At 53.7% G+C, this 4,285-nt stretch carries 3 protein-coding genes; all 3 read left to right on the top strand.

What is annotated here, in order from left to right; translation table 11 throughout:
* The coding region (locus ABX962_RS31440) for a sulfatase/phosphatase domain-containing protein (RefSeq protein ID WP_372725523.1) at nucleotides 1–285 on the top strand (285 nt) is incomplete at its 5' end.
* Nucleotides 286–508: 223 nt separating this feature from the next.
* Entirely contained in the window at nucleotides 509–2,257 is a 1,749-nt protein-coding gene (locus tag ABX962_RS31445) for a sulfatase (protein ID WP_372725525.1), read from the top strand.
* 182 nt (nucleotides 2,258–2,439) lie between these two features.
* The coding region (locus ABX962_RS31450) for a c-type cytochrome (protein ID WP_372725527.1) at nucleotides 2,440–4,285 on the top strand (1,846 nt) is incomplete at its 3' end.

Below are 4,285 nucleotides of genomic sequence, written 5' to 3' on the forward strand. Positions count from 1 at the left end.
CTAATGCCCGTATTGCGTGACAGTTCCGCGAAAGTGCGTGACTCGCTGTACTATGCCTACTATGAACTTGGCGAACACGCGGTCCCGCAACACTTCGGAGTCCGCACGAAGAATCACAAACTGTTCTATCTTCCCGCGACCGACGAATGGCAGATGTTCGATCTAAACAAAGACCCGAACGAGTTGGTGAATGTTTACCACAACCCAGAATACTCGGCCGTACGAACCCAATTGTCACAAGAGTACGAACGGCTTCGCCGCGAGTTCGAAGCGCCGAACTACTAAAACCGACTCCTGTTGGCAAACCCGTATAGCCCAACGCTATGAAGCATTTTTTCCTCAGTGGGTTTCCAGCCAATTTAGCGTAGCGGAAGTCGTGCGTGACTTTCGTTCGATGGCGTATGCCCCCGAAACTTTTGACAAGTTTCGCTACAAATTGCTTCATAGCGTTGCATCTAGCCTGAAACACGATTACGGGACTGATCCCATTTACGCTTGGAGAATACGAATGCAACCGATTGCTACCCCCTTTCGCCGTTTGCGATGGTTGATACCGTCGCTGATGTCCTGTTTGCTATGGACATCGCTATCGCTGCCGGCGGTGGCGGAGCAGCCGAATGTTTTGTTCATTTCGGTTGACGATCTAAACGATTGGATCGGATGTTTAAAGGGACATCCGCAAGCCCGCACGCCAAACATCGACCGACTTGCGGAATCGGGAATGCTGTTCACCAATGCTCATTGCGGATCTCCTGCGTGCAACGGATCTCGATCGGCGATCATGTCGGGACAACCGGCCTACCGCTCTGGCATGTACGACAATCTGCAAAAAATGCGGAGCGTGATGCCCGATGCGGAACTGATTCCGAAGTACTTTTCGAAACACGGTTACTGGTCGGCTGGTTCTGGCAAAATCCTGCATTACATCATCGACGCTCAGTCTTGGGACGAATACAACCCGCCCAAAGAAACCGAGGATCCGTTTCCAAGAACGCTCTACCCCGAACAGCGTCCGGTCAGCCTGCCACGCGGTGGGCCGTGGCAATACATCGAAACCGACTGGGGCGGACTCGATGCCACCGACGAAGAGTTTGGCGGCGATTGGTTGGTCTCGAAATGGATCGGAGAACAGCTAAGTCGCGAACATGACCAGCCCTTCTTTCTGGCCTGTGGGATCTATCGTCCTCACGAGCCCTGGTTCGTCCCTCAAAAATACTTTGACCAATTTCCACTCGACGAAATTCAGCTTCCGCCTGGCTACGCCGCTGATGACATTGACGACCTGCCCCCGGCAGGAAAAAAACTGGCCCGCAATCGCTATTTCGCTCACATCCAAAACGAAGGTCAATGGAAAAAGGCGATCCAAGGTTACCTTGCGTCCATCGCGTTCGCCGATGCCATGGTCGGCCGTGTGATCACGGCGCTGGAAGAAGGCCCCAACAACGACAACACGATCGTGATGCTGTGGAGTGACCATGGCTGGCACCTGGGCGAAAAAGAACACTGGCAAAAATACACGGGCTGGCGAGTTTGCACCCGCGTTCCGCTGATCGTTCGAGTGCCCCAGGGTACGACTGGATTAGAACAGGGCACGCAACCTGGCAGCGTGTGCCAATCGCCGGTGAGTTTAGTGAGTCTGTATACAACCTTGATCGAATTGGCCGGGTTGCCTGCTAAAGCATCGCTACAAGAGCCTAGCTTGGTGCCGCTACTCAAAGACCCGCAAAGCACGTGGCCTCACATGGCAGTCACTCAACTGATGTCGCCTGAGAACTACAGCGTCAGCGGTTCGCGTTATCGCTATATCCACTACGCCAATGGCGACGAGGAACTGTACGACATCGAAACAGATCCGTACGAGTGGAACAATTTGGCCGGAGATCCAAAATTCGCCGAACCGCTTACAAGACTGAAACAACATGGGCCTAAAGATCCTGCGAAATTTGTCCCTCCAGCCCCCTCGTCGTTAACCAAATTAAAATGGCATCCGGCCGGCTCGGCTGCGGTTCCGGCATCCAATCCCGATGGCAATCGCTTCAACGTGACCTTCTCGAATCAAAGCGGCCAACCGGTCAAAATGTTTCAAAGCTTGGGCGACCAGCCCCCTCAACCCTTCGGCGTGCTCGAAAGCGGTTGGTCAAAACCGCAATTGACTCGCCCCGGCACGGTGTGGCTGATCACGGACCTCGATGATCAACCGCTTGGTCATTTTGTTGTGGGGGATCGCACGGCCCAAGCGGTCATCCCGAAACGCTAAGCCAGCCGGCGAGCGATTGCGACATTGTAGACAACGTCGCTTTCCGCTCGTTACAAAGCACAAAGCCTAAGATTCGCTATGTGCGCGGATTCGTTGTTTATTGAGGATTTTAAGCAAGATAAAGCGACACAGAGGGCTTAGGCTTGTTGGGGGCTACCTCTATTTCCTGAAATCACGGCGACATGAAAATCATGCATTTATTTGCCAATTGCGAGCGTCAGCGGCAAATCCGTGTCCATTTAGAAAATTCGGAACGATCAATATTGCGAATCGTAAAACGGTTTATCCTGCCGATCATTACCCTGCCGATGGCACAACGATCCACGTCAAACCATCGTTCTCGTTCCAAAGCGATTGACGACCGTCTGCCTAAGCTTGTTTCGACGTTCGCTGGCCGAACCAATCACGAAGGCTGCGTCGCCAGGAATCTTTGCGTTATCTCGTTGGTGATGCTGGCCTTGGCTGCAAACGTCTCTCAGGCTGCGGGACAGACGTTGACCGAGCGTCTGGTGATTGAAGACCCGGTCAAACTGGTTCAGCAGGCTCGCCAAGACGGTGACATCGTTCGTGGCGCGATCTTGTTTCACCAAGGCAACATCAACTGTGCGAAGTGCCATCGGCCTGTCAGCGAGAGCGATCGGCTTGCTCCGGACCTAAGCCGATTGGGACAAGAGGTTAGCGACGAGTCGATTGTCGAATCGATCCTGCTACCTTCGAAAACGATTCGAAAAGGCTTCGAAACCGTCTCGGTCTTGACCGTCGATGGCCATGTTGTCAACGGAAGCATTGTCAGCCAGGACGATCAAAAAGTCGTTTTGCGAAGCAGCCAAAACATTGAACAACTGATTACGTTTGAGCAAGACGACATTGAGGCGATCAAGCCTAGCACCAAATCGAATATGCCCGATGGACTGGCCAACGAACTGAAGGACCGTCAACAGTTCCTTGACCTGCTTCGCTATACCCTGGATCTGAAACAGCGAGGCCCCACCGACGATGCGGCAAACGAAGACTCGTTGGTCCGCCGCGAACTCAGTGACGAGATCAAAGGGATCGTCCTGATCAAGCAGCTCAATTGCAGCGGTTGCCACGATTGGAAAACCGGCGAGTCGATGCCGCCGCTGCAACATGGGCCAAATCTGAAATGGTCCGCTAAATGGTTGAACCCGGATTATCTCGCGGCCTTCATCGCCGATCCTCAGCAGACGAAGCCTGGAACGAGCATGCCTGACATGCTCAGCCATCTGGACGACAAACAGCGAACCGAATCGGCAACCGCCCTTGTCCATTTCCTGACCTCGCTTGCAAACAACTCGCTCACGGCTCTGCAGGCTCCTCTGACGCCGGTGGATCTGCAGGCGGATGGCGAAGGAATCCTGCGAGGTGAAGAGTTGTTTCATTCGATTGGCTGCGTCGCTTGTCACTCGCCACGCAACGACCTAGCAATCGAGCAACCGCTTGAAGACTCGATTCCGCTTGGCGACCTCGGTAACAAGTACGACACAAATGCACTGACGATATTTCTGAAGAACCCGCATGCGGTTCGCCCCTCAGGCCGCATGCCTAACATGCAGCTGACTCATCTTGAAGCTCAGGATCTATCTCGTTACTTGCTGCAGACGAGCGAAAGTGACGCAAAGACTTCGTGGCAAATCGATTCCGAACTTGCTCGAAAAGGCAAGCAGCTTTTCTCGCAGCTCCGCTGCGTCAACTGCCACGCTGACGTGATTGACACCGCACCTGCATCGCCGCCTCCCGCTGCCCTTGCGGACCTTGATCCAAACGGCGGCTGCCTGTCGGGCGAATCCGGCAAGTGGCCTCAATACGGCCTTGACGAAATTGACCAACAGCAGATTACAGCGGCGATACAAAGCCTGCCATCCGAGTTATCAGCCGAGCAGGAAATTAACATCACGTTGGCGACACTGAACTGTTTTGCGTGTCATCGCCGAGACAATATCGGTGGCGTTACGACGGCTCGAAGTCATCATTTCCAAACCACGAACTTGAATCTTGGCGAACAAGGAA

Source organism: Novipirellula sp. (assembly GCF_041583735.1).
In the GTDB taxonomy this organism is placed as follows: Bacteria; Planctomycetota; Planctomycetia; order Pirellulales; family Pirellulaceae; genus Novipirellula.